The 22869-nt window shown below is 54.7% G+C and carries 23 protein-coding genes; 10 read left to right on the plus strand and 13 right to left on the minus strand.

All coding sequences use genetic code 11. The features are described 5' to 3' along the window. Nucleotides 1-2 precede the first annotated feature (2 nt). Nucleotides 3-998 carry an HlyD family secretion protein gene (locus tag ACORNT_RS02150; protein ID WP_321394722.1) on the minus strand — a complete coding sequence of 332 codons (996 nt, stop codon included), beginning with the start codon at nucleotides 996-998 and terminating at the stop codon, nucleotides 3-5. 141 nt (nucleotides 999-1139) lie between these two features. Between ACORNT_RS02150 and ACORNT_RS02155 the strand changes: the two genes are divergently transcribed. Next, entirely contained in the window at nucleotides 1140-1358 is a 219-nt protein-coding gene (locus ACORNT_RS02155) for a hypothetical protein (protein WP_321394723.1), read from the plus strand. A 12-nt stretch (nucleotides 1359-1370) separates the two neighbouring features. Here ACORNT_RS02155 and ACORNT_RS02160 read toward each other — a convergent pair whose 3' ends face one another. Beyond that, a complete protein-coding gene (locus ACORNT_RS02160; RefSeq protein ID WP_321394727.1) occupies nucleotides 1371-2378 on the minus strand; it encodes an NADP-dependent oxidoreductase in 1008 nt (335 codons plus the stop codon). Between the two features lie 129 nt (nucleotides 2379-2507). Here ACORNT_RS02160 and ACORNT_RS02165 point away from each other — a divergent pair, with 129 nt between their 5' ends. Then, nucleotides 2508-3479, plus strand: a complete 972-nt coding sequence (locus ACORNT_RS02165; protein WP_321394728.1) for a ChaN family lipoprotein — start codon at nucleotides 2508-2510, stop codon at nucleotides 3477-3479. Nucleotides 3480-3503: 24 nt separating this feature from the next. Here the strand turns inward: ACORNT_RS02165 and ACORNT_RS02170 are convergent, their stop codons facing one another. Continuing rightward, nucleotides 3504-4676, minus strand: a complete 1173-nt coding sequence (locus tag ACORNT_RS02170; RefSeq protein WP_321394730.1) for a diguanylate cyclase domain-containing protein — start codon at nucleotides 4674-4676, stop codon at nucleotides 3504-3506. Nucleotides 4677-5037: 361 nt separating this feature from the next. On the opposite strand from ACORNT_RS02170, the gene ACORNT_RS02175 reads away from it, so the two are divergent. Next, on the plus strand, nucleotides 5038-6360 hold the full coding sequence (locus ACORNT_RS02175; RefSeq protein ID WP_321394733.1) for an amidohydrolase: 1323 nt from the start codon (nucleotides 5038-5040) through the stop codon (nucleotides 6358-6360). 59 nt (nucleotides 6361-6419) lie between these two features. Here the strand turns inward: ACORNT_RS02175 and ACORNT_RS02180 are convergent, their stop codons facing one another. Genes ACORNT_RS02180 through ACORNT_RS02200 form a run of 5 tightly spaced genes read right to left on the minus strand, consistent with a single transcriptional unit; the run spans nucleotide 6420 to nucleotide 8404 of the window. After that, the gene (locus tag ACORNT_RS02180; protein ID WP_321394738.1) at nucleotides 6420-6857 is read right to left on the minus strand and encodes a PaaI family thioesterase; all 438 of its coding nucleotides are present in this window, start codon (nucleotides 6855-6857) and stop codon (nucleotides 6420-6422) included. Then, a complete protein-coding gene (locus ACORNT_RS02185) occupies nucleotides 6854-7291 on the minus strand; it encodes a PaaI family thioesterase (RefSeq protein WP_321394741.1) in 438 nt (145 codons plus the stop codon). The genes ACORNT_RS02180 and ACORNT_RS02185 overlap by 4 nt, the downstream gene beginning before the upstream one ends. A 14-nt stretch (nucleotides 7292-7305) precedes the next feature. Beyond that, on the minus strand, nucleotides 7306-7725 hold the full coding sequence (locus tag ACORNT_RS02190; RefSeq protein WP_321394742.1) for a group III truncated hemoglobin: 420 nt from the start codon (nucleotides 7723-7725) through the stop codon (nucleotides 7306-7308). Beyond that, nucleotides 7725-8135: a SufE family protein gene (locus tag ACORNT_RS02195; RefSeq protein ID WP_321394745.1), complete on the minus strand. Its 411-nt coding sequence runs from the start codon at nucleotides 8133-8135 to the stop codon at nucleotides 7725-7727. The genes ACORNT_RS02190 and ACORNT_RS02195 overlap by 1 nt, the downstream gene beginning before the upstream one ends. A gap of 8 nt (nucleotides 8136-8143) precedes the next feature. Continuing rightward, the gene (locus tag ACORNT_RS02200; RefSeq protein WP_321394748.1) at nucleotides 8144-8404 is read right to left on the minus strand and encodes a sulfurtransferase TusA family protein; all 261 of its coding nucleotides are present in this window, start codon (nucleotides 8402-8404) and stop codon (nucleotides 8144-8146) included. A gap of 103 nt (nucleotides 8405-8507) precedes the next feature. Here ACORNT_RS02200 and ACORNT_RS02205 point away from each other — a divergent pair, with 103 nt between their 5' ends. The 4 genes from ACORNT_RS02205 to ACORNT_RS02220 all read left to right on the plus strand — a co-directional run bounded on the left by ACORNT_RS02205 (nucleotide 8508) and on the right by ACORNT_RS02220 (nucleotide 13071). Continuing rightward, a complete protein-coding gene (locus tag ACORNT_RS02205; RefSeq protein ID WP_321394751.1) occupies nucleotides 8508-9221 on the plus strand; it encodes an ABC transporter permease in 714 nt (237 codons plus the stop codon). Next, nucleotides 9222-9929: an ATP-binding cassette domain-containing protein gene (locus tag ACORNT_RS02210; protein ID WP_321394753.1), complete on the plus strand. Its 708-nt coding sequence runs from the start codon at nucleotides 9222-9224 to the stop codon at nucleotides 9927-9929. Beyond that, a complete protein-coding gene (locus tag ACORNT_RS02215; protein ID WP_321394756.1) occupies nucleotides 9926-10735 on the plus strand; it encodes a substrate-binding domain-containing protein in 810 nt (269 codons plus the stop codon). Before ACORNT_RS02210 ends, ACORNT_RS02215 begins: the two co-directional genes overlap by 4 nt. A 92-nt stretch (nucleotides 10736-10827) precedes the next feature. Beyond that, on the plus strand, nucleotides 10828-13071 hold the full coding sequence (locus ACORNT_RS02220; protein ID WP_321394759.1) for an EAL domain-containing protein: 2244 nt from the start codon (nucleotides 10828-10830) through the stop codon (nucleotides 13069-13071). Between the two features lie 12 nt (nucleotides 13072-13083). On the opposite strand, the gene ACORNT_RS02225 is transcribed toward ACORNT_RS02220, so the two are convergent. From ACORNT_RS02225 to ACORNT_RS02235, 3 genes are all read right to left on the minus strand, one after another. Next, complete coding sequence (locus tag ACORNT_RS02225) at nucleotides 13084-13359, minus strand: hypothetical protein (protein WP_321394762.1); 276 nt, start codon at nucleotides 13357-13359, stop codon at nucleotides 13084-13086. 8 nt (nucleotides 13360-13367) lie between these two features. After that, the gene (locus ACORNT_RS02230) at nucleotides 13368-15680 is read right to left on the minus strand and encodes a S8 family peptidase (protein WP_321394765.1); all 2313 of its coding nucleotides are present in this window, start codon (nucleotides 15678-15680) and stop codon (nucleotides 13368-13370) included. Nucleotides 15681-15799: 119 nt separating this feature from the next. Beyond that, a complete protein-coding gene (locus ACORNT_RS02235) occupies nucleotides 15800-16387 on the minus strand; it encodes a hypothetical protein (RefSeq protein ID WP_321394768.1) in 588 nt (195 codons plus the stop codon). Nucleotides 16388-16527: 140 nt separating this feature from the next. Between ACORNT_RS02235 and mnmC the strand changes: the two genes are divergently transcribed. Together mnmC and acs are read left to right on the plus strand one after the other, a co-directional pair. Beyond that, on the plus strand, nucleotides 16528-18438 hold the full coding sequence (mnmC, locus tag ACORNT_RS02240; protein ID WP_321394772.1) for a bifunctional tRNA (5-methylaminomethyl-2-thiouridine)(34)-methyltransferase MnmD/FAD-dependent 5-carboxymethylaminomethyl-2-thiouridine(34) oxidoreductase MnmC: 1911 nt from the start codon (nucleotides 16528-16530) through the stop codon (nucleotides 18436-18438). Nucleotides 18439-18519: 81 nt separating this feature from the next. After that, entirely contained in the window at nucleotides 18520-20463 is a 1944-nt protein-coding gene (gene acs / locus ACORNT_RS02245; protein WP_321394775.1) for an acetate--CoA ligase, read from the plus strand. Nucleotides 20464-20515: 52 nt separating this feature from the next. Here acs and ACORNT_RS02250 read toward each other — a convergent pair whose 3' ends face one another. Then, nucleotides 20516-20932, minus strand: a complete 417-nt coding sequence (locus ACORNT_RS02250) for a hypothetical protein (RefSeq protein WP_321394778.1) — start codon at nucleotides 20930-20932, stop codon at nucleotides 20516-20518. 69 nt (nucleotides 20933-21001) lie between these two features. Further along, on the minus strand, nucleotides 21002-22018 hold the full coding sequence (locus tag ACORNT_RS02255) for a hypothetical protein (protein WP_321394781.1): 1017 nt from the start codon (nucleotides 22016-22018) through the stop codon (nucleotides 21002-21004). Between the two features lie 380 nt (nucleotides 22019-22398). Between ACORNT_RS02255 and ACORNT_RS02260 the strand changes: the two genes are divergently transcribed. Next, nucleotides 22399-22869, plus strand: a complete 471-nt coding sequence (locus ACORNT_RS02260) for a YbaK/EbsC family protein (RefSeq protein ID WP_321394784.1) — start codon at nucleotides 22399-22401, stop codon at nucleotides 22867-22869.

Here is a 22869-nt window from a genome sequence, read left to right on the forward strand (position 1 = left end):
GGCTAGTTCCCGGGCTGGGTCAGGTTGACTGCAAGCTCATCCGGCCAGGGAGTTTCCGCATTGAGCCGGACAAAGGCCTGGCCGCGCACCCCGGTTTTGACCCGATCAATATTTTGCGTGACCAGTTCACCCGGGATCGTCACCTTGATCCGAAACATCAGTTTTTCCCGTTCATCCCGGGTTTCCACCTGTTTCGGTGTAAACTGGGCCTCGGGTGAGACAAAGGTGACTACCGCCGGTATCACCCGGCCGGGAAGGGCATCTATCCTGATCCGGGCTTCGGCCCCGAATCTAACCCGGGCGGCCTCTGCAGAAGGCAGAAAAATTGTCATATAAATATCGCTCAGGTCTATCAGGGTCAGCACCTTGCCACCACCGGCCAGAACCTCGCCGTTTTCCGCCAGCCGGTATAATACCCGACCGGTGACCGGCGCCTTGAGCGTAGCCTCGTCGATCTGGATTTTGATGCGCCTGACCTCGGCCCGGGCTGAGGCGACGGCCTGCTCGGTGGTGCTCAGTCTGGCCCCTGCCGCCTGCAGCGCAGCGGCGGCAATATCACGGGTGCTGGTCTTCTGGTCGGCCTGTTGTTGTGAAACATGCCCTTTCTGAACAAGGGTCCGGGTACGTTCAAGCTCCTGTTCGGCAAATTTCAGCTCGCTTTCCCTCTGCCGGATGGTGGCCTGGGCTTCCCGCACACTTTCCTCGGCCTGGGCAATGGCCGCCCGGGCTTCCTCCAGCAGGGCCTCCTCCTCTGCGGTATCCATAACCGCAAGCACCCGTCCCTGTTCCACAAGGTCGCCTTCATTGGCATAAATTGCCACGATACGGCCACCGTATTTGGTTGCCACATCCACCTGGTCCGCTTCGATCCGGCCATTGCCGGAGGCAAAATCGATCAGAACACCTTCTTGCTGCGCCTGCCACCAGCGAACACCGCCGACAATCGCAGCCAGAATGATAATAAATATAACGATTTTCCTGATCACCGAACCGGTCATAAAAGACGTCTCCAACCCTGTTTATTGTGCAACTGCACAATTTAATCGATATTAGATATCTTCCCATGACACAAGTCAATCATCCAGCCCTTTTTTGGCCCTATTCATGGGTGAATATGCCGTTTTTCAGGAGGGATATAAATGGTCCAGCACATTGTATTAATTATGTTTCTGGCAACGCTCGGCGCCTGCACACGCGAGGCCGGAGAAGACATTGCCAGGAGTATCTGTGGTGGGTCCGGCAACTGCAGCTATCGCTGCCCGGACGGCACTGTGACCGATGCGGGTTTTCCCAGATGCCCGGTCAATGAACGGGATCTGTTGCCGCCGTCTAATGACAATGTGGGGCCGCCCAAATAAGATGGGCCGGCCTCAGGCCAGTTTGACCACCTGTTTGCCGAAATTTTCGCCTTTCAGCATACCAATAAAGGCGCGGGGCGCATTTTCCAGCCCTTCGGTCACTGATTCCCGGTATTTCAGTTTGCCTTCATTAACCCAGCCGGCAGCTTTTATCACATATTCCCCGCACAGGTCGGGACGGTCGGAAACGATAAAGCCCTGCATTTTCAGCCGGCGCTGGATCATCACCGCCATACCGCGTGGACCGGGCGTCATTTCCTTGTCATTGTAGGCGGAAATCATCCCACACAGGATGATCCGGCCGAAATCTTTCATCTGCCACAAGGCGGCCTCCATAATTTCCCCACCGACATTTTCAAAGTTGATGTCGATGCCTTCCGGACAGACCTCGCGCATTTTCTTGTAGACCGGACCGCAGGTCTTGTAGTTGAAGGCGGCATCAAAGCCCAACTCGTCAATCAGCCAGGCAACCTTGTCATCGTCGCCGGCGCAACCCACGACCCGCAAGCCCATGATCTTGCCCAACTGGCCGACCACGCTACCGACAGCGCCGGACGCCGCGGATACAAACAGGGTTTCACCTTTCTTGGGCTCACCGATGGACTTGAGCCCCACATAGGCGGTCATACCCGGCATGCCAAGAATCCCCAGATGCCAGGACAAAGGCGCCACGTCCGGGTCCACCTTCATCAGCCCCTCCCCATTGGAGACGGAGTAATTTTCCCAGCCCAGCATCCCGGAGACATGATCGCCGACGGCAAACTTGTCATTATGGCTCTCAACGACTTCGCCAACCACCCCGGCCTGCAGCACCTTGCCAATTTCAAAGGGCGGCACATAGGATTTGCCCTCGTTCATGCGGCCTCGCATATAAGGGTCGACCGACATGTATTTGTTTTTAACCAGGATTTCACCGGGGCCAGGCTCAGGCATATCTCCCGCCACATAGTCGAAATTCTCTTCACTGACCCAGCCGCTCGGCCGCGACTTCAAGATAATCTGGTAATTTTTTTCCGGCATGTCATTCTCCTATATATCTTCAAGATATGTTATTAACCAGATCAGCGCAAGACAGTTGACTTGCGACAGCTGATCCGTAAAGCTTTTCCCGATGGAATACACATTCAGTATAGCAGAGAATAGTGCCCCATGCGGCTCATATACTTCATAGTTCTGGCCTTTCTGGCTTTGATGCCTCTGTCATACGGCAACGACCTTGCCGGGAAAATCTGGGACGTTGGCAGACAGAAAATCATTTCAGAAAACGACCTCGAAAAAGAACTGAAAAACAGCCGTTTTGTCCTGCTTGGTGAAGTCCATGACAACAGACATCACCATGAACTTCAGGCCAAGCTGCTGGACCGCCTGACGGGCAGCGGCCGGGACAGGGCCGTTGTTTTTGAAATGGTGGAACGAAACAAACAAAACGCCTTTAAGATTTTCCGCAGCCGGTTCAATTCGGTTGGCCCGGCGGACACATCATTTCGCCGACATGATGCGAGTGGCCTGGAAATACTTCTGGACTGGCAGAACAGCGGTTGGCCCGACTGGAGCTGGTACAAGCCATTGTTTGATATTGCCATGCGGAACAATCTGCCCCTGGGGGCCGGGGGCCTGTCACGTTTTGACGTGGGTGCGGTTCACAAACAGGGACTGGCCGGCCTGTCGCCAGCCCTGCGGGAAAAACTGGCGCCCTGGCTGGCGGTCGAATGGCCTGACAGCCTGAATGAGCGCCTCCTTGCAGAAATCAGGCAGGGCCACTGTAATGCCTTGCCGGAAGACATCCTGCCCCCTTTCGTCCTGATCCAGCGCCTGCGCGATGCCTCCCTGGGCCAGAGCCTCACCGAGCAGGCGGCCAATGTTGCCAGCCATGCGGCCATTCTGATCGCCGGCAACGGCCATGTGCGCAATGACATGGCCGTCCCCTATTATCTTCGGAAAATGAATATTGGCGGCAGCATCGCCACTGTCGGTTTCATTGAAGTGACACCCGGCTCCAGTCAACCAACGGACTATGCCGCACAATATGGCTTGAAAAAACTGCCTTATGATTTTGTCTGGTTCACCGAAGTCGCAAAACGGGAGGACCCCTGCGAGTTATTCCGGCAAAACAACAAATGAACTGACTTTGACTATAGCGTGGGATTATAGGGCGGATACGGCAACCTGATCGACGGAGGGCCCGGCAATCTCGATTCGTCCGCGACCGTTTTTCTTCGCCTGGTAAAGCGCTCCGTCCGCAACCTTGATTAATCCTTCCGCGGTCAACGCATGGTCCGGATACAAGGCTACTCCCATACTGGTGCCGACCTCCAGCATCACACCGTCAATTTCATGGGGACTGGATATTTTTTTCAAGATTCGGTTCAGGGGAGCAAGCACTTCCTCTATCTGGCATATTTCGTCAAACATGATGGCGAATTCGTCACCCCCAAAACGGGCGACAAGATCATCGTCCCGCACACTGGCGGCAAAGATGCCTGCGACTTTTTCCAGGAGAGCATCACCCATGGGGTGGCCATGGGTATCATTGACCATTTTAAATTTATCAAGATCAAGCATCACCACTGCAAACGGCCCGTCGTTCCTGCGGCTTTGATGAAGCCGGCCCTGCAGCTTCTCGGTAAAATGAGCCCGGTTGGAAAGCCCGGTCACACCATCAAAATGCGCCATGCGGCGCATAACCTGTTCAGCCTTTTTACGTTCGGAAATATCTGCATAAGTAGCCACAAAACTGCCGTCAGCCATCATGGTTCTGAAAACTTCCAGCGTCCGTCCGTCTACCATCTCACGTTCATAATGGGTTACTTCATCAGGAAGGGCTGTTTCCGGCAAGTCATCAGAGAGTTTGTATTTCCCGACAAGAGACTGGTCCGGAATATAAAGGCGCGCGTCGCTGAGGCTCCAGCTGAGCTGGGCGAATGTAACGTCAGGACTGATCGCCCCGGAGGCAAGACCAAGCAATGGTGCCATCTTGCTGTTCCACTTCAGCATTTCCCCATCTGCGGAGACTGCACACACAGCCTGGGGCATATTTTCCATCACCGCCAGCAACAGGCTGTTGTTGGCTTCCGCTTCTTCCCGGGCCAGGAAATTTTCTTCCGCCAGACCAATATTCTCCTCGGCAATTTTCTGCATGACGGATTTTTCCGCCGCGAGGGCATCCCGGCTGGCCCGAAGTTCCAGGCCCGCTTCTTCCAGCTCTTCCTGTAACCTGGCGTTTTTCCCGGACAGGCTATTGAGCAGATAAGCCATTAATATTCCCAGTAAAATGGCGCCGGATCCGGCAATAATTGCGGCGCCCGCGTCAAGAAACATTATTCCTGTTCCAAGTGAGGAAAATAACAGAAAACAGAGGAACGTATATGTAAGTATGGTGCTCTTTTCGTACTTCATTACCTGCCCTGAAAGCTAGAGTATGTAAAGGATATGAGCTATTTATAAACAAAGTCTTGATAGATAAATTTGTAACTAAAAAGTTGCGCCTTCACCACCGGCCACCGACCCCAAACATACTGATCCGTCAGGGAGATTCTCCGGGGAAAAAAATTCGTTCTAATCTGCACCAATATGGAAATGACACCGATTGAGGTTTAGTTTGAACTCCCTCCCTGATCTGATACAGTTTGGAATCAATACAAAGCTCTCTTGATAACAACCAGAACCACGGGGATATCTAATGAAAAAAACTTCCAGCTTTATATTCGGAATGGCCATGTTGGCCTCGACCGCCTTTGCCGGGGATGATTTATCATCCGCCATATCCAGCGACTATGACAAACATTTGAAGGATCTGTTCGTTCATTTCCACCAGAACCCGGAACTGAGCCTGACAGAATCCAAAACCGCCGCCCGCCTTGCAAAGGAATTGCGGGCCGAAGGATTTAAAGTGACTGAAGGCGTCGGCGGTACCGGCATCGTGGCCATCATGAAAAACGGCGACGGCCCCCTTGTCATGATGCGGGCCGATATGGACGGTCTGCCGGTTGAGGAAAAATCCGGCCTTCCCTATGCCTCCAAGGCAAAACAGAAAGACCCGATCACCGGCAATATGGTCCCCGTGATGCATGCCTGCGGCCATGACGTTCATGTCACCAGCCTGGTCGGCACGGCACGGCAGATGAACGCCATGAAAGACAAATGGTCCGGCACCCTGATGCTGATCGGCCAGCCGGCGGAGGAACGGATCATGGGCGCCAAGGCCATGATGGAAGATAACCTCTGGGAACGCTTCGGCAAACCGGATTACGCCCTCGCCTTCCATGTTTCCTCCAATGACGAGGCCGGAATCATCAATGTGAGCGAAGGATCGCCCTATGCCGGATCGGACAGTGTCGACATTATTGTCCATGGTATCGGCGCCCACGGGGCCCATCCCCATGCCGGCAAGGATCCGGTTCTGATCGGCAGCCAGATTGTGGTCGCCCTGCAGACCCTGGTATCCCGTGAACTGCCGCCCCGCTGGCCGGGTGTGGTGACCGTCGGTTCTTTCCATGCCGGCACCAAACATAATATCATTTCCGACCGTGCGCATCTGCAGATCACCGTTCGCAATACCAGCCCGGAAACCCGCAAGCTTCTGCTGGACGGCATCAAACGCATTGCCGTCAATATCGGCCGGGCGAACGGCCTGCCGGAAGACAAACTGCCGGAAGTTATCTATTCCAAGGAAAGCACCCCGCCAACCATGAATGACGGCCCGCTTGCCAAACACCTGAAAGAAGTCTGGAGCGAGAAGATGGGCAAAGACGCCGTAGTCGATATTCCGACCAAAGGTATGGGGGCAGAGGATTTCCCCTTCTTTACCACGGACCCGGCCATCAGAAGTGTCTATTTCTCCATCGGCGGCACTCCCAAAGAGGCGTTTGAAAAGGCAAAGGCAGGCGGCCCGGCTGTCCCCAGCCATCACTCGCCGCTGTTCAAGATTTCCCCGGAACCGGCTGTGACCAAAGGGGTGGAAGCGACAGTCTATGCCCTGCTGGACCTGATGGCCAAAAAATAACTTTATCCAGATATCCAGACCCTCTCCTGTCCCGACAGGGGAGGGTTTTCTATTGAGGCTCAGGCTTCGTCGATAACCAGGAAATGAAGGTGGGCCTTGGCGATGGGTTTTTCCCGGTCTTCCTGCCAGGCCACCACATGCAGGTTGGCAAAGCGCCGCCCCATGCGCACGACTTCCGCCTCGGCAAAAACATCCTGTGGCTTGCCGCTTCTCAGGTAATCAATATTCATATCCACCGTCTTCGGGCTTCTGGTCATCTCCAGATCCCAGATCAGTTGACAATAGGCCGCGACTTCCATCATGCCGGCGATGGTGCCACCATGCAGCGCCGGCGGCATCGGTGAGCCGACAAGGTCGTTGTCAAATTTCATGATCGTATTCAGCTGCCCGTTCTCGCGCCGGAGAACCAGGTGAAGCAATTCGCCGTAACAGCCGTCCTGCACCTGATACTCAAAGCTATTCCGGGACAGCAGGGGTTTGAGGTCATTGATGATCATGACCACGCCCCGGCATCAAAGTCTGAAATGGAAAAGGCCGCAATGGACTGTGCCACCGGCCGGGCGGGATCTTCACACCAGGCCTCGCCGCGCACAAACGCCACTTCCCGGGTGAGGCGAATACATTCCGTGCGGGCATAAACCGAACTGAAGGGCGTACAGGACCGCAAAAAATCCATGCGCAGGTCCAGCGTAGCCAAAGCACACATTTCCCTCTTTTTATGAACCACCGCCATGCCGAGCGCTGTGTCCAGCAGGGTGGTGACCGCACCGTTGGCGATTATACCGCTGCCTTCCCGGGCCGCTATCATATCACTGTAAGTCAATTCGGACAGAACCGCATCCGCATCGGTTCCGAGTATTTTGATCCCAATCCGTCCCGCATGGGGAATGAAGGAAATGATCTGAGTGATATCTATGCCCGTGATATCCACGTTTAGGTCACCTTCTATCCATTGTCGGCAGGTGTCCAGGGCTTGGCGACAAAGCCGCCCTCCTGTCCCAATATCCTGAAGATAGCAATTTGCAGGCTTTCTGCAATAAGATTGCTGCGATTGACAAATTGTTCCGCCTGATCCGGCTCATAAAGTTCCCGGGCCGTGGCATGAAACAGGTCGAGCCAGTGGGAAAAATGATCCCGGCTGATGCCTTTGATACCTACATGGGGCGGAACAGGCCGGCCGTCATATCCGCCGGTCTTCAGCATCACATTGGCCCAGAAGGCATACATTTTCGGCAGATGCTGGTCCCAGCGGTCACCGATTTTCTCGTCGAAGATCGGGCCAAGGAAATCATCCTTGCGGATCTTGCCATAGAAGGTGTCCACAAGGATCTTGATATTTTCAGGTGTGATTTCGGAAAAAGCCATCAGGAAAGTCCGGCATAGGCCCGGGCGATGGATTTTATTTTCTCGTCCATGGCAAAAAGGCCGTTGGTGCGCATGGGGGAAAGATGCTTTTCCAGGCCAAGCTGGTTAAGAACTGCCCGGGCGTCGGTCTGGATAATCTCGGCCGGGCTTTTGCCGGAATAGATCATCAGCATCAGGGCGACAAGCCCGCGCACGATATGGGCATCGCTTTCGCCCCGGAAAATCACTTTTCCATCCTCGAGCTGATGAACAAGCCAGACCCGACTCGTACAGCCATGCACCCGGTTTTCCTCGGTCTTTTCCTCATCAGAAAGTTCCGGCAGGTCGCGCCCGAGGTCAATGATATATTTGTATCTGTCTTCCCAGTCTTCCAGAAACTCGAAGGTTTCAATGACTTCGTTCATATCCATAATTGACGCTACCCTGATTTATTCTGTTTGGCAGACTTCCGGACCAGATAGATATAAAATCCACTCTCCTCGGTCTGCTGTTCCAGTGCATGGCCGGCCTGATGACAGAAATGCGGTATATCCAGAAGTGTCATTTCATCAGTCGCCCTGACCCTGATATAGGAAGACGGGGCGCTGATTTCCAGCATTTTTCGAAGACGCAGAACCGGGATCGGGCATTTATGGCCCGATACATCAAGTTCCCTGATCTTTCTTTTTTCCTCGCTCATCGCGAATCCCTGCTGTCCACGGCCGGTCACAAACATTTATATTGTTCGAAGCCGATTTAGCATTTAGTTTATCGACTGGCAAAATAAATCAAACCGATTGTATATGGAACAGACCCCCGGAATAGTCCTGCAGGCCATAAAACTTATTTTTTCCACCGACAGTGCGGTCTGGGAAATTGTGGCGTTAAGCCTTTATGTGAGCCTCACTGCCCTGCTGCTGGCGGCCCTGATTGGCCTGCCCCTGGGCGCCGTGCTGGCATTAAAACGTTTTCCCGGGAATACCCTGCTCAATGTGGTGCTCAATACTTTTATGGGCCTGCCGCCTGTGGTTGTCGGGCTTTTGGTTTATATGATGCTGTCACGCAGCGGACCGCTGGGCCTGCTCGGGCTTCTCTATACACCCGGCGCCATGATTGTCGCCCAGACCCTTTTGATCCTGCCGATCATCGCCGCCCTGAGCCGCCAGGTGCTGTCCGATTACAATAGGGAATATGATGAACTGTTCCGCTCCTGGGGCCTTGGATTTGGCCAGAGCTGCCTGACCCTGATCCGGGAAAGCCGCCTCAGCCTGATGACCGTCATGCTGGCAGGGTTCGGCCGCGCCATTGCAGAAGTCGGGGCCGTGATGATCGTCGGCGGCAATATTGAGCATTATACCCGCACCATGACCACCACCATCCAGATGGAAGTCACCAAAGGCAATCTGGAACTGGCCATGGCCCTTGGTATTGTCCTGCTGCTCATTGCCCTGGGGGCCAATTTCCTCCTGCACTGGATCAGGATTCTGAACCGGGTTCATATGGGAGGCGACAGATAAATGAAATCCCTTCTCCCCCTGAGGCTCGAAAAAATATATTACCGTCCCGCCGGCAACGACGTTCTGAAAAATATCTCGCTGACCCTGGAAAAAGACAAGATTACCATCCTGCTCGGCCCCAACGGCGCCGGCAAAAGCAGCCTTTTGAAAATCTGCCACGGCCTGGCATTTCCGTCTTCCGGCACCCTGAAATGGGCCTCTGAGGAGTCTGTGGGCAGACGGCAGACCATGATTTTCACAACGCCCGTACTGCTGCGGCGAACTGTCGGGCAGAATTTATCCTATGTCCTGGATCATGCCGGAATCGACCGAACACAAGGAGGCAGCCTCATTCAAGAGATGCTTGGAAAATTCGGCCTGCTGAACCTTATCGATCGTCCCGCGCGCAGCCTGTCTACCGGAGAGCAGCAGAAAATCAGCATGATCCGGGCTTTTCTCCTGTCACCGGAAGTCATATTCCTTGATGAACCCACCGCCCATCTCGATCCTCATGCTACGGCTTTCCTAGAAAAAATGATGCAGGAATTTCACCACAAAGGGACAAGCCTTGTCATGACCACGCATGACCTGATGCAGGCCCGGCGCCTGGCAGACAATGTCATTTTCATGCAGGACGGACACATTGTGGAAGCCGCCCCGGCCACAGATTTCTTCAGCAATCCCAGGGAACAGGCCAGCCGTGATTTTCTTGAAGGCAAAATTTCATGACCCGAACGCCCATTGTCCTTGCCCTCGTAATGATCGCCCTGTCTACTTTCCCGGTTCAGTCTAAACCTCTCCTTCTGATGGCAACGACCACAACCGAAAATTCGGGTTTTCTGGAATATATCGTACAGAAAATAGAGAAAAACACCGGCGTTGACCTGGTCTATGTGGCCTATGGCACCGGAAAAGTGCTGCGGTCCGCCCGCGACGGCAATGCGGACCTCGTATTTGTCCATGACCCGGCAAGTGAAAAAACTTTTATCGAGCAGGGTTACGCCCTCGCCCGTTATCCGGTGATGAAAAACCAATTTGTCATCGTCGGCCCGAACAAGGACCCTGCCCGGATTTCGGCGGCAACCTCACCGGAGGAAGCCTTCCGGAGGATCGAAAACACCGGCTCTCTTTTCATTTCCCGCGGTGATGAAAGCGGCACCCATAAGGCAGAGCAGAGAATATGGCTCAAGCTCAAAACAGACCGGCAACAGCCCTACCCCAAATGGTATCTGAAAAGCGGCAGCGGCATGGGACGCACCCTGAATATTGCCGTGGAGAAGCAGGCCTACACGCTGGTGGACAATGCCACCTGGGCGGCCTTTCGCAATAAACAGAATTTCACCATCCTGTATAGCGGCGGCAAGGAACTGGAGAATATATACAGTTTTCTGACCCTGCCCGGACCCTCCCGGGACCCTGAAAAACGAGACCGGCTTAACGCCGTGATGAACTGGGTATTGTCAGACAATTTCAGCCTGGCTGTAATCGAATTTTCCGTTACAAATCAACACGTTTACACCCCTCTGGCAAAATAGGTTGCTATTCAACGATCTGCTTTTCGTTAACTACAAATTAAACCTGTTCACCTACACTCGCCAAGATCGCAGATCAGGGATTAGTAGTAAGTATGAATGGTGACATATTGCCGATAAATAAAAAAACAGCTGCTTCAGCAGCAGGCGATATTCAGTTTTTGCTCGAGGGGCTGCCACAGGGGGTTGCCTTTTTCGACCACGCGTTACGGTTGGAGACCTGGAACAAAAAATTTCTGAATATTCTCGACACACCGGAAAATTTCCTCCGGCAGGCAAGATGTCTGCGCGATTTTCTTTCCCTGACAGTATCTGAATCCCCTGACCATGCAAACAGCATCAGCAGCCGGATCATTGACGAAATGAAACAGGCTGACCTGGCCGGCGATCTGTTCCCGGTGTCTTTCGAACAACTCCTGCCCAGCGGAAAATATATTGAAGTCAGAGGTGAACCGGTCCCCGGAGCCGGATATAGCCTGACTCTGACGGACATCACTGCCCGCAAGGAAGCGGAAGGTTCCAAACATGACAACCTGCGTGAAATGTCTGATCAACTGGAAGAAATACGTGGCGATCGACACACAGTGGAGCAGCAGGCGTCGGACGCCCTGCAACTGGCCGAAGAGCTCGCGCTTGCACAGAATGAAGCTGAAGAATCTGCCCGACGCATCCAGGCGATCCTGGACGCCATGGCAGACGGCCTCCTGACTGTCGACCGGAACGCCTGTATCGTCACCGCCAATCATGCCGTCGAGGAAATGTTCGGCTATTCCCTTGACGAGATCGTCGGGCAAAGTCTTTTGTTCCTGCTAAATTCCACCTTCTTTATGGATCAGGAGGGCCTGGTCAGCTATTTCGATTCCATCGAAAAAGACAAAAAAGAATATAAGCGCAAAGAAACAGGATATCGTAAAAACGGTACCCATTTCCCCATTGAGCTGAGCATTCGCGAAGTTGAATTCAGCGACCAGAGGCAGTTTACGGTTCTGGTGCGGGATGTTTCCGAAAGATTTGAAGCGGAAACCCTGATCCGGAAAATGGCCATGCATGACAGCCTGACCGGCCTGGCCAACAGAAACCTGCTTCAGCAACGGCTGGACGAAGCCCTGAAAATGGCGAAACGACTTGGCCGGAAAGTCTCGGTCATGTTCCTCGATCTGGATATGTTCAAACCGGTCAACGATCTTTACGGCCACGGCACCGGTGACAAACTGTTGCGGATCGTTGCCGAACGGCTGACGGAATGCGCCCGCGAAGTGGACACAGTGGCCCGGCTGGGCGGCGATGAATTCGCCATCGTCTTCACCAATCTGGATGACGAGTCCGTTGTCACCAGAATTGCCAAGCGTATTCTCGACAGTATCCAGAAACCGATTGAAATTGACGACAAAATCCATCAGGTCGGCACCAGCATCGGCATCAGTTTCTTTCCTCATGATTCCCGCAATCCGGACGAACTGATCCGCATGGCGGATGTCGCCTTGTATCAGGCCAAGGATAATGGTCGACGACTGTACCGGATATATGATTCCCAGATGGACGCTTCTGCCAAGGCGGAAAAGGAAATCGAGATGGACCTGAGCCGGGCCATCGAAAATAATGAGATGAGTCTGCATTTTCAGCCTCAGCTGGACACTATCGACAACAGCATTGTCGGGGCGGAAGCCCTGGTCCGCTGGCACCACCCGGTGCGCGGCACTGTGCCGCCGTACCATTTTATTCCTATTGCCGAACACTGCGGAGAAATCATCCCGATCGGCCAGTGGATCATGGAAACGGCCTGCCGACAGGCCCGGGAATGGCAGGAAAAGGGTCTGCCCTCATTCAGGGTTTGTGTCAATATTTCCGCCAAGCAGTTTCATCTTCGGGATTTCACCGAGAAGGTGGAAGAGGCTCTGGAAGAATCCGGTCTGGCACCGCAATGGCTTGAACTTGAAATTACCGAAGGCATGGTGATTGCCGATCAGGACAGCATCATTCCAAAACTGGAAAAGCTGGCCAGCCTGGGCGTGACACTCGCTATCGACGATTTCGGCACCGGGTACAGCTCGCTGGCTTACCTGAAGAAATTTTCCGTCCATCAACTGAAAATCGATCAGTCTTTCATCCGTGACATCACGGAAGACCATGACGATGCCGCCATAACCGACGCCGTAATCCGCCTCGGTCACAGCCTTGGCCTGACGGTGGTTGCCGAAGGCGTTGAAACAGAAGAACATGTACAGCTCTTGCGCCAGAAAGGCTGCGACGTGCTGCAGGGTTATCATTTCAGCGAACCGCTGCCGTCAGAGCAGTTTGAAGAATGGGTGCATGCCCATATCAACAGGGTGACGGACTGAGGCCTCTCCGCTCTAGCCCGAGGGACAATCCGCTTCCGCCCGGTTCATGGTGAATGAACCGTCTTTTTTCCGGTATTTGATCACCTGGGTGGTTTTGGCGCCCGGTATTTTCGTCTGATACTGCTGACACCCTGTTTTATCCATCCCTGCCGGAACCTGAAACACCCCTGCGGACGTCTCGATGGTGCCGGCCGGCCATTGCGGGGCGGCAGCCATCCGGGGAAATCCGTTACCTTCTGCACAGGCAGGTAAAAACAACAGCAATATGACAATCGTAAAATATTTCATATGTTACCTCAGAAACCGGAAGACAGCCTGAACAGGACCGATGATATATCGCCTGCCGTGCTGCTGTGACCCGGATTGATCTGGTGCAGCAGGTTCATGCGCAGGGAAGCGCCGAAAAAGTTCGCCATCTCCACCGCAAGTTCAATATCCACTTCGCGCCCGTCCGGGGCAAGCGACACCTGCCGGCTGGCAAAGTCAAGTGTGTCATTGACGTAATCCCGGCCTGCCACATAGCTCACATCAGCCTGTCCGTTTTCTACCCGCAACGGCTGGCTTACGGCGAGGCTGATCTGTTCCCCCCAGCCGGCCAGATCACGTCCTTTCAATCCAAGCGAGAAACTGCGGGAGACCAGCCTGTCCATGTTGCCCAGCAAACTGGCGGAGGTGGCCTCGACAGTGGTCAGGCCATAGGACAGGTTGCCGAAGAGGCTGAGGCCGCGCGACAGGGTATAGTCAAAGCGCAGGGTACCGAACAGGCTGCTGGCGCCGTCGCCTATTTTCAGGGCCCCGTCGGACAGGCTGCCCAGCACCGTGCCGCGCTCGTGCAGCATACCCAGATCAAAGCCGGCTGTCAGGTAGGGGGAGAGATCATGCTCAAGCTCACCGAGAAACAGGCTGCTTTCGGTTTCGAGGCCAAGGTCATCATAATTCCTCTGGCCCTGCCCCATGGACATTCTCAGGCGTGTTCCCTGTTCCAGCGGCAGACCGACCAAAGCCGTCTCGCTGTTGTCCCGCAGCATCAGCGACAGGAAATCCCCCTTGCCGATGGTCAGGAAATCATCATGGTTGTAGTCCGAGGTGATTTCCGCCACCGTCAACCCGCGGGCCAGACTGAACTGCGCACCCCCTTCCAGTTCCTGACGGAAGGAAAAACGCAGGTCGCGGACCCGTTTTTCCGCTGAATTCAGGTTGCTGAAATAAAGCTCGTCAATTTCCCGAAACCTGTCTTCTTCCTTCCAGGAAAAATTGATTGCTGCCGTCGGGGACAGCGACAGGGTCGCATCACGCGCCTGCAGGCTGCTGTCCACAATAGTGGCAAGATCGGGACCTGACGTATTGAGGTGGATATTGCTGCCGAGATCAATGCTGAAGGACCGGTTGTACCCGTCCAGCATCATGCTGGAGGACAGGGCGCCCGCCACGGCGGACAGGCTGCCGAAAGCGCCGGGTTCGTAGATGACGGTATTGTCCGTCGACAGGATGACCACGTCGCCGGCTGTCGTCTGTACCGCCAGAGATGTAGTGCCCTGCGGCGCAAAGGCAGCCGTCAGATTGACCAGGCCGGAGCCGTATATTTCATCCAGACCGGGATCGCCGAGATCGGTGGCGGTGGAATAGAGCAGTTCGGCCACTTCCTGTCCGGTCAGGTTTGGAAAGGCCTCGAACAACAAGGCTGCCGCCCCGGCAATATGGGGGGCGGAGAAGGAGGTGCCGGAATAAGCCCATATAAATTCTTCATCGATATCTACCGCGGGAACTTCTTCTCCTGCCGCGACCAGAAAGACTTCCTGGGCGATCGTCCCCGCTTTGTAACTGAAATAGCTAATCTCATTAAATTTATCAACCGATCCGGCGATGATAATCTGGCCGTTGGCCCAGCTTTCCAAAGCGTCCAATGCTGATGCTTCCGGTTCATCGCCGGTGCCAGGCGGTGCGGCATCTTCAATATTCCCGGCCGACACCACGATCACCACGCCGGCCTCCACCGCGTCCCGCAGGGCATTTTGCAACTTGTCATTATTCCGTGCATCACCGCCAAGGCTGATATTGATGACACTGGCCCCCTGCGCCACAGCGTAATCCACTGCATCGGCAATGTCGTTGTCATAGAACTCACAATCATCCGGGCTGCCGCAGGTGCCGGGATCGGCGGCATTGATCGCCAGAATTGTTGAATTATAGGCCACGCCATGCACCCAGGTGCTGTTTTTCACCGCAGCAATCACCCCGGCGACTGCGGTGCCGTGACCGTCCACATCTTCCACGTCTTCATAGCTGTTGGTAAAAATACTGATGCTGTCGGGGCTGATATTACCAACCAGCTCCGGATTGTCCGTGTCGATCCCTGAATCGATGACCGCCACGGTAATACCTTCACCCGTGATGCCTTCCTCATAGGCGGCAATGGCCCCCATCTGGTCAAGGCCATAGTTCAGCCGATATTCAGACGTGTTATAATTGACAACCGGGGCCACCGGCACGGGAGTTGACGTCGTCGGTGTCGGAGACGTTACCAGTCCTCCGCCCCCCCCTGATCCGCCGCAACCGGCAACAAAAAACGCCAGTGAAACGGGAACAAATAAACCCTTCATTTTAATCATATGCAACTGCCCAGTCACCCTTCGGGATTGCCCTAAAACGCTAGTTTCACCAATGGATGAGAGTTTACTCAACCGACCTTACCCAAATATTAACACCCTGCCCCCTCGGCCCTGACGGATCAACTGTCAGGCACGTCCTCGTCTTCATCATCAAACTCCTCCCGGTTCAGATTGCGGCGATAGATGAAATCAAAAACCGTCTCCCACTCCTCGCTGCCTTGCTTGCGGCGTTCGGACAGATTATAGATCGTCCCGTCCTTGTTCGGGGTCCAGCTCATGCGATAGTCATATCCGCCGACCGGCTGATCCGAGGACAGGACAAAGGACTTATCCTGCGGGCCGCCCTTGAGGATTTGCGAGCCGGCCTGGTTATCGACCCAGAACTGCACCCACCGGGAGCCATCAAAGGCGGTCAGGCTCTTGCCGTTCATGCGGAAAGGAACATTGGGGGAGGAGAAATGATCGTCCAGCGAAATCCAGCTTTGCTGCAGGGCGCACCCGGCCAGGGTACGGCTGACCCGGTCATAGCCGGCAAGCTTGCCGCTGTCCCGGTGATAGACCAGCCATTCCCCGACCCAGAAATCGAAAATCCTGAAGACCGGATGAGAACAGGGCACCACCGGTTTTTTGCTGTCCGCCGCCTGCCCTTGCTGCGCTCCCGCCAGAAGCAACACAAACACCATTCCCAATAGCCGGTAATTCTTCATACAGAATATCTCCCTGTTACGGTTTCAGCTTATCTGTACGCAGCATAATGGCAACACAATAAAAAGCCAATTGCTTCCGCTTCAGGTTTTTCTATGATCAGGACATGATTTGCATATTCCCGACACGGAGACTCCCCTGAATGTCGCCGGATGACCTTTACTGGCAGGAGGACGGCACACCCGCCTCGCGACGGTTCAATGATATCTATTACAGTCCGGAAAACGGACTGGAGGAAAGCCGTCATGTATTTCTGGAAGGCACCGGCGCGCCCGGCATCTGGAAAAACCGGAACCAGTTCAGCATCGGCGAGACCGGCTTCGGCACCGGCCTGAATTTCCTGCTTTCGGTCCGGGAATGGCGGGCGACAGCGCCAAAAGGCGCCCATCTGTTTTATCTGTCCGTCGAAAAATACCCGCTTGCCCCCAACGATATCCGCAAGGCGATTTCCCGGTGGCCGGAACTGTCCCGGGAACTTGACGAACTGCTCGACATCTATCCGGAACCCATCGAAGGGTTTCACCAGCGTTCCCTCTTTGACGGTCGGGTAACCCTGTTGCTGCTGTTCGGTGATGCCGCCGACATGCTGTCCCGCTGCGCCCGCCGTCCCCTGGATGCCTGGTATCTGGACGGTTTTGCCCCGCGCCGCAACGCGGACATGTGGAAAGATGAACTTTTTGAGCAGCTGGCCAGATTGAGCGCTCCCGGCACCCGCATTGCCACCTTTACCGCCGCGGGATTTGTCCGCCGGGGACTGGAACAGGCAGGTTTTGCCCTTCAAAAGACACCCGGTTTCGGTCGCAAGCGGGAATGCCTGAAAGGTCAGTTCACCGATGCCGCCGTGACGTCAAAACCGGTCAGGGACGAGCCCTGGTACAGGTTGCCGGCCGCACTGCCCCGGAACAATCATATCGCCATCCTCGGCGCCGGCATTGCCGGCATGATGACCGGCTGGCATCTTTCCCGGGCCGGTTACCGGGTCACAGTGATCGACCGCCGGGACGCCCCCATGCAGGAAACCTCCGGCAATCCGGCTGCCATCCTTGATCCCTTCCTCAGCATAGACGACGGCCGGGAAGGCCGCTTTCACCGTCATGCCCTGCTGTATGCCCTGAAGTTTTACCACGACCTTCCTGATGGCATATTCCATGCCTGCGGGCTGGAACGGCGGGCATCGTCAGCCAGGGAACAGGATCGATTCGACCGGATCATGGAAACCACTCCCCTGCCGGACCACATCCTGCAGCAGAGGGAAGACGGCAGCCTTTATTTTCCTTCTCTCGGTTACCTGCTGCCGGAAAAGCTGTGTGAGTTTCTCAGGCAGGATCTGGACTTCAGGGGCGGCGTGCAGGTAGAGAAAATTGAGCAACGAGAGGACAAATGGCATTTTCCTGATGCAGCAGGAGACTCCCTGCAAGCCGCCGATGCGGTGATCCTGACCGCCCCGTCCCTGATCCGGAAGTTGAGCCAGACGTCCCACCTGCCGCTGGATGCCCTGAGCGGCCAGATCAGCTGGTTCCGCACTCCTGCCTCGACACCGGATCATATTGTCACCGAAGAAGGTTATGTGATCCCACCGCTGGATCTGAATGGCGAAAAAGTCACCATTGCCGGAGCAAGCTTCCAGCCGGTGGATGATCCGGACAGTATCCTGCCGCTGACCGGCCGGGAACATAAGGAAAACCGGGAAAGGGCCGCCGTCCTGTTGCCGGAACTCGGTCAGGCCGACCTGTTGGGGGGACGTAGCGCCATCCGCTGGTTCAGCCCCAACCATCTGCCCTATGCGGGTCCCGTGCCGGACGCGGACTTTTACCTGCAGGAATATGAGCCTCTGCGGCATGGTCCGCGCCACCGCCCGCTCCCCGGCGCCCGCTATCACCCGAATATATTTATGCTGAGCGCCCTTGGCGCCCGGGGTTTTCTGACCTCGCCCCTTTTGGCCCAGCATCTTGCCAGCCTGATCATCGGAACCGTTCCGCCTCTGGAACAATATATCACCAATGCCCTGCATCCGGGCCGGTTCCTGATCCGAAAGCTGGTCAAAGGACGATAACACCCACAAGTTCCTTTGACTCGGGCCCGTCATAAAAATATGATGACCTGAAAACTGTCAGCAAATATTCAAGGGATGATCATGTCTGAAATAATCACACATCCGGTTCCAGAAGAAGTGGCCGCCCGGGCCCACATCACCACCGACCAGTATCAGGAAATGTACAGGCGTTCCGTCAAGGACCCGGATGGATTCTGGGGCGAAATGGGCCGCACGATTGACTGGATCAAACCCTATACCAAAGTGAAGGATACATCCTTTGCCAGGGAAGACCTGCATGTACGCTGGTATGAAGACGGCACCCTGAATGCGTCCTATAACTGCATCGACCGTCACCTGCCGGAAAAGGCCGATCAGGTCGCCATCATTTTCGAAGGCGACGATCCCGGCGTCTCCCGCAATATTACCTACCGGGAACTTTACGAAGAAGTCTGCCGATTCGCCAATGTGCTGAAAGAGCATAATGTGAAAAAGGGCGACCGGGTCACCATCTACATGCCGATGATTCCCGAAGCCCTGTTTGCCATGCAGGCCTGCGCCCGGATCGGTGCCATCCACAGCGTGGTGTTCGGCGGCTTTTCGCCCGAGGCCCTGGCCGGCCGTGTCCATGACTGCGAAAGCCATGTGATCGTCACCGCCGACGAAGGACGCCGCGGCGGCAAGCTTGTCCCGCTCAAGGCCAATGTGGACAAGGCGCTGGAGCACAAGGATATTACCGTGCAGAATGTCATCGTCGTGCGCAATACCGGCAACGATGTCCCCTTTACCGAAGGCCGCGACGTCTGGTATCAGGATGCTGCCGCCAAGGTTCCGGCCGAGTGCGCGCCCGAGGAAATGAATGCTGAAGACCCGCTGTTCATCCTTTATACTTCCGGATCCACCGGCAAACCCAAGGGTGTGCTGCATACCACCGGCGGTTTTCTGGTCTATACCAGCCTGACCTTTAAATATGTGTTCGATTATCATGACGGCGACATCTACTGGTGCGCTGCCGATGTGGGCTGGGTTACCGGCCACAGCTATATCACCTATGGTCCGCTGGCCAACGGCGCCACCATGGTCTTTTTCGAAGGGGTGCCGACCTGGCCCGATGCGGGACGCCTGTGGCAGACGATTGAAAAACACAAGGTCAATATCCTCTATACCGCCCCCACAGCCATCCGCGCCCTGATGGGGGCCGGAGACGAGTTTGTGACCAGATATGACCGTTCCAGCCTGAAGCTGCTGGGCTCGGTCGGCGAACCGATCAACCCGGAAGCCTGGGAATGGTATTACCGGGTGGTCGGTGAAAGCCGCTGCCCGATTGTGGATACCTGGTGGCAGACGGAAACCGGCGGCATCATGATTACGCCTCTACCGGGCGCCACCGACCTCAAACCCGGTTCCGCCACCCGGCCTTTCTTTGGCGTCCAACCGCAGATCGTGGACAACGAAGGTACTGTGCTGGAGGGGACAACCGAAGGCAACCTGGTCATCATTGACAGCTGGCCGGGACAGATGCGCAGCGTTTACGGCGACCATGACCGCTTCTATACGACCTATTTTGCCAATTATGCCGGCAAATATTTTACCGGCGACGGCTGCCACCGGGACAAGGACGGCTATTACTGGATCACCGGCCGGGTCGATGATGTGATCAACGTCTCCGGCCACCGCATGGGCACCGCCGAAGTGGAAAGCGCGCTGGTCGCCCATCACGATGTAGCCGAGGCCGCCGTGGTCGGCTACCCCCATGATATCAAGGGCCAGGGCATCTATGCCTATGTCACCCTGAATATGGGGGTTGAACCCACGGAAGAACTGAAAAAAGAGCTGGTACAGTGGGTGCGCAGTGAAATCGGTCCCATCGCCACCCCGGACCTGATCCAGTTCTCGCCGGGCCTGCCCAAGACCCGTTCCGGCAAAATTATGCGCCGTATCCTGCGCAAGATTGCCGCCAACGAATATTCGGCGCTGGGGGACACCTCCACCCTGGCGGAACCGGCCGTGGTCGACGAACTGATCGACAACCGGCAGAACAAATAAGAACACAGGAAAGCCGGGCAAAACAGCCCGGCTTTTTTATGACGTTCCCCGATTATCCCTGTTCGGAAGCGGCCGGTTTGTATACGAGCGCCGCAGCAATGCCGCCGCAGATATAGACCGCGATTCCGGCGGAAATGCCGGCGACAAGGGTTTCCATACTGAGCGGCAGTCCCGTATAAAGAATGACATTCGTGGTCCCCATAAAGACACCGATCAGAATGCCGAACCTGATACCTTCCATCAGATCCCCGGTCTCCCGTCCCCTGATATAAATGTAACAGAACAGGACTGTCTGAACCAGATAGGCGACCAGAAACAACGGCATCATGGCCATCATTTCAGCTTCCGGCCGGGCAATGGCCATGTAGCTGTCGTAATATTGCTTGAGTACCATGTCACTGCCGAAACCGACGACAGCCATGACGATATAGGCGGCCACAACCGCCATGATAAAACGCGACATATTCATCTGAAAACTCCCCTTATTTTTGATTTAGGTGCGGGAAGAATACACCAATTCCGGGCAACAGACAAAAGGCTACTGGATAAGCGCCTTTTTCTCTATCACTTCCGCGGCCTTTTCATCCTCACCAAGTGCGGCATAAGTATCCGCCATCAAGGTATAGAAGCGTGGTTCCTGTATTTTGTTACGAATGATATCCCGCAAATGATCAAGGGCTTCGGCATAGTTACCTTCCTCATAGGCTTCCCTGGCCAGATAATAACGGTAATAGGGATTCTTCATCTGATAATCCCTGGCCACTTTTTTAAAATAGGCCGCTTTTTCCGTCTCTCCCATCATATCGTAAAGAATGTGGAGATTGTTGAGAGCTGAATAATTGTCACGCTTTTTTTCCAGCGCGATGAAATAGGCCCGTTCGGCATAATCATATTTTTCGTTGAGCCGGTAAAAAACACCCAGATTTGACCAGAACTGGGAACCGCCCGGTGCGAGCTTTACGGCCTTTGCAAAATATCGGAAGGCATTCTTCATATCGCCCTTATCCAGATAATCGGCGCCCAGATTGCTGTAGTAATGCCCTTCAGCTTCGCGGTCGTTGATCAGTTCGGTCTTGTAATAGGATTTGACATTTACACGATCGATGTCGACCACCGTCGTTTTCAATTCCCGTGAAGAGATACGCACGTTCACATGGCGATTGGCATAAATCAGCTTATCATCCACGGGCGTCCAGTCCGGGGGAATTTCCACTTCCTGAAAAGTCGCCTGCAGCCCGCGCTGCCGCGCCATGAGCGCAATCACATAACTGAAGCCGAGACAGTTCCCTTCCGCCTTGCGGAAGGCTTCTCGGGCTGTATAGGTAACGGCTTTGTTATAATCCATATTCAGCCCCCCCGGACCGACAACCGCCCCCAGGATAGCCCTGATCTTCACATAATCGCTCCGCGTAACGGGCACCTTGTTGTCCAGGAAATCCTCCATTTCGGGGGTCATTTCAAGTACATGATCCTCCGGCAATGTCAGTTTTGCCGCTTCATCGCCAAAAACTACCTTGCCGGAAAGAAGATCTTCCCGTGAAATGTCGGCAGACACAGTCGACTGTTTATTACCATAGACAGAGGCACAGCCCGCCAGCAAGAAAAGACATGCCGCGATAAATATTCTGCCTATGTGATCAAAGGGTTTTCCCGAACCCGAAACACTGTACATATGCTCACCTATATTCCCCCAACTTTGCTTTGCGCATATTTATCATTTTTAATATATCACATCCCGGCGGTCTTCAGGGTCAAAATTCTGTGACCGGGCATACTGAGCCCCCTGTAGACAGGACTCCTGAAGGCCTCTTGTCCACTATCTGTTATATGATGTATGTGGTAATTCCTGTGTAATTTTCAAGCATTTTGTAGTACAATACATTCCTTTCTCCGGACAGACGAACATTACACAACCCGAAAACAAGGAGGCTCAAAATGGGTATGGCTATCTCTCTCAGAGACTATCTCAGGAGCATGAACACCTCCTATGAGACACTTGAACATCCACACGCGGTTCAAAGCACCTACATCGCCAGCAGCGCCCACATCCCCGGCAAGAAACTGGCCAAGGGAGTATTACTGGCGTCGGGCAGCGGTTATCTGCTGGCCGTCATCCCCTCGGATCATAGGCTGGATCTCCACAAGGTCGAACATGTGATCAAGGAAAAGGTCGACATGGCGTCTGAAGAAGAAGTGGAAATGATTTTCAATGACTGTGACCCGGGAGCCGTGCCGCCAGTGGGGCAAGCCTACGGCCTGACGGTGTTTCTGGATGATGATCTGGCCGATTGCACTGACATCTATCTGGAGGGCGGGGACCATGAATCCCTTGTCCACCTGGAAGCCGACGATTTCCTGTACGTCATGCAGGGCGCCGTTTACGGTGACTTCTCCCGAACCCTGTAA

It is taken from the genome of Emcibacter sp. (assembly GCF_963675455.1).
GTDB lineage: Bacteria > Pseudomonadota > Alphaproteobacteria > Sphingomonadales > Emcibacteraceae > Emcibacter.

What these genes read in the sequence shown, in the direction of transcription:
- ACORNT_RS02150 (WP_321394722.1), bottom strand. Translation starts at nt 998, where the DNA reads ATGACCGGTTCGGTGATCAGGAAAATCGTTATATTTATTATCATTCTG.
- ACORNT_RS02155 (WP_321394723.1), top strand. Translation starts at nt 1,140, where the DNA reads ATGGTCCAGCACATTGTATTAATTATGTTTCTGGCAACGCTCGGCGCC.
- ACORNT_RS02160 (WP_321394727.1), bottom strand. Translation starts at nt 2,378, where the DNA reads ATGCCGGAAAAAAATTACCAGATTATCTTGAAGTCGCGGCCGAGCGGC.
- ACORNT_RS02165 (WP_321394728.1), top strand. Translation starts at nt 2,508, where the DNA reads ATGCGGCTCATATACTTCATAGTTCTGGCCTTTCTGGCTTTGATGCCT.
- ACORNT_RS02170 (WP_321394730.1), bottom strand. Translation starts at nt 4,676, where the DNA reads ATGTTTCTTGACGCGGGCGCCGCAATTATTGCCGGATCCGGCGCCATT.
- ACORNT_RS02175 (WP_321394733.1), top strand. Translation starts at nt 5,038, where the DNA reads ATGAAAAAAACTTCCAGCTTTATATTCGGAATGGCCATGTTGGCCTCG.
- ACORNT_RS02180 (WP_321394738.1), bottom strand. Translation starts at nt 6,857, where the DNA reads ATGATCATCAATGACCTCAAACCCCTGCTGTCCCGGAATAGCTTTGAG.
- ACORNT_RS02190 (WP_321394742.1), bottom strand. Translation starts at nt 7,725, where the DNA reads ATGGCTTTTTCCGAAATCACACCTGAAAATATCAAGATCCTTGTGGAC.
- ACORNT_RS02195 (WP_321394745.1), bottom strand. Translation starts at nt 8,135, where the DNA reads ATGGATATGAACGAAGTCATTGAAACCTTCGAGTTTCTGGAAGACTGG.
- ACORNT_RS02200 (WP_321394748.1), bottom strand. Translation starts at nt 8,404, where the DNA reads ATGAGCGAGGAAAAAAGAAAGATCAGGGAACTTGATGTATCGGGCCAT.
- ACORNT_RS02205 (WP_321394751.1), top strand. Translation starts at nt 8,508, where the DNA reads ATGGAACAGACCCCCGGAATAGTCCTGCAGGCCATAAAACTTATTTTT.
- ACORNT_RS02210 (WP_321394753.1), top strand. Translation starts at nt 9,222, where the DNA reads ATGAAATCCCTTCTCCCCCTGAGGCTCGAAAAAATATATTACCGTCCC.
- ACORNT_RS02215 (WP_321394756.1), top strand. Translation starts at nt 9,926, where the DNA reads ATGACCCGAACGCCCATTGTCCTTGCCCTCGTAATGATCGCCCTGTCT.
- ACORNT_RS02220 (WP_321394759.1), top strand. Translation starts at nt 10,828, where the DNA reads ATGAATGGTGACATATTGCCGATAAATAAAAAAACAGCTGCTTCAGCA.
- ACORNT_RS02225 (WP_321394762.1), bottom strand. Translation starts at nt 13,359, where the DNA reads ATGAAATATTTTACGATTGTCATATTGCTGTTGTTTTTACCTGCCTGT.
- ACORNT_RS02230 (WP_321394765.1), bottom strand. Translation starts at nt 15,680, where the DNA reads ATGATTAAAATGAAGGGTTTATTTGTTCCCGTTTCACTGGCGTTTTTT.
- ACORNT_RS02235 (WP_321394768.1), bottom strand. Translation starts at nt 16,387, where the DNA reads ATGAAGAATTACCGGCTATTGGGAATGGTGTTTGTGTTGCTTCTGGCG.
- mnmC (WP_321394772.1), top strand. Translation starts at nt 16,528, where the DNA reads ATGTCGCCGGATGACCTTTACTGGCAGGAGGACGGCACACCCGCCTCG.
- acs (WP_321394775.1), top strand. Translation starts at nt 18,520, where the DNA reads ATGTCTGAAATAATCACACATCCGGTTCCAGAAGAAGTGGCCGCCCGG.
- ACORNT_RS02250 (WP_321394778.1), bottom strand. Translation starts at nt 20,932, where the DNA reads ATGAATATGTCGCGTTTTATCATGGCGGTTGTGGCCGCCTATATCGTC.
- ACORNT_RS02260 (WP_321394784.1), top strand. Translation starts at nt 22,399, where the DNA reads ATGGGTATGGCTATCTCTCTCAGAGACTATCTCAGGAGCATGAACACC.